2 protein-coding genes are annotated in these 1,595 nt (G+C 33.8%); both read right to left on the reverse strand.

Features of this window, described 5'->3' with window-relative positions; all coding sequences use genetic code 11:
- Positions 1–156 precede the first annotated feature (156 nt).
- Complete coding sequence (locus tag ES676_RS14525; RefSeq protein ID WP_148371044.1) at positions 157–645, reverse strand: hypothetical protein; 489 nt, start codon at positions 643–645, stop codon at positions 157–159.
- A gap of 134 nt (positions 646–779) precedes the next feature.
- Positions 780–1,241 (reverse strand): hypothetical protein, encoded by a 462-nt coding sequence (locus tag ES676_RS14530; protein ID WP_148371045.1) that lies wholly within the window; start codon positions 1,239–1,241, stop codon positions 780–782.
- Positions 1,242–1,595 lie beyond the last annotated feature (354 nt).

The raw sequence follows: 1,595 nt of genomic DNA on the forward strand, positions 1-1,595 counted from the left end.
TAGCCTATGCTTAAAATAGTAGGTAGCTTCAATTGGTGTAAAGAGCAATTGTTGAGATGAACGTTGAACCGCCGTATACGAGACCCGTACGTACGGTGGTGTGAGAGGCGCACTGGCAATCATTCGATTGTCAGCCGTCTACTCGATTGCCCACAGTTATTTTTCCATTATGCTTTTTTTCAGTCGATTAAAGTTTGACCATTCCTTTGATGGGTAATCTTTAATAGTTAAAGTACTATCATTACTCGTTACTTTATTTAAAATTCCGCTATGAGTTATTATTATTGGATTCGATAATTTCATTTCAGTTAACTCTTTTATACAAAGTTCAAGTAGTTTTCTGTCTTCTTTTGTAGATAGTATAATTTTCTGTTCGTCAAAGTCCTTTCTTTTATAGTGAGTAATTGGGTCAATTGAGCAGTCCATTAATCTTTTAGAATATACTATGTAATATTCGGACTTGCAATCTTTTTTGAAAAAACGTATTATTTCTGTATTTCCGCCCCATTCTCCGCATTTATCATCGGTATGAGTGAGTTCAATTTCCGTACACGAACTTATTCCGTATAGAGTATTATTTTCAGATTGACCGAAACTAATCATATTCCAAATCAGAAAAATAAATGGCAAAATGTTTTTCTCCATAAGAGTGATTTTAATTGTGGGCAACGTTTATGTATAAGGATAGTTGCGGGTTTGTATGCGAGGATTTTCCGAAGGAAAATCAGACGTTACAAACACGCAACGACCTTTGATTAAGCACTAAACCGCAATTATTTTTATACGGTGTTGTGCGCCGTTTTTTCTTTGTTATTTTTCAATTCTTTTGATAAGAAATATCCACCTATTATTCCGTGAATTATTCCAAATATTCCGTAAATCCAAAGTTGATAAATTGAATATCCACCAAGCGATTCCAAAATTCGTATTCGGTCAAATTCAAATGAGTTTATTATTCCGATTACTAATGCTTTAAAGTACAGTGTTAAAATCCACGAGGCAAAAAGAGCTAAAAATGAAATTCCGAAATATTTTTGTTTTTCTTTTCCGATATATTTGGTTAAATATTTATGAGCCAATATTCCGATTATTGGTATCGATATTATGGTCGTAATCCATTCAATCCAATCTCTTTCGATTGTGTACCAACTCGGGATTTCCCCAATAATAGCATAAAACACGAAAAGAAAAATCAGTCCGAAAAAGTAATATTTGGCTATTAAAAATTTGATGTTTTTCAATTCAGCGTTTAGTTTTTCTTAAATGGCACACAACGTGTTTGTGTATGATTTCGTTGCGTGTTTAAGCAACTAAATTAACAAAAGAAAACTTACCAGAGGAAATTCCGCAGGAATTTCCAAGCAAGCTAGCACTAGCAATGAATTATACACGGCTTAAGTTAGCATTTCAATAAAAACACTAAATTAAGACATATAAATAAGAAGGAACAAAAGGGAGGAATAAGGTTATTATACACGCGGAGACTATGATCTCGTCAACATTGAAAACCCCCTCTCTTTTTCTACACAGATTTCGTACAGTTCTATGAGGCTTTTAGACCTCGATTTCAAGTCGTTGAAACTCGCGTAGTCGTC

This window comes from Bizionia saleffrena (genome assembly GCF_008086175.1).
Lineage (GTDB): Bacteria > Bacteroidota > Bacteroidia > Flavobacteriales > Flavobacteriaceae > Bizionia > Bizionia saleffrena.

Excerpts from the sequence above, each read along its gene's own strand:
- ES676_RS14525 (WP_148371044.1), bottom strand. The coding sequence starts at position 645 with ATGGAGAAAAACATTTTGCCATTTATTTTTCTGATTTGGAATATGATT.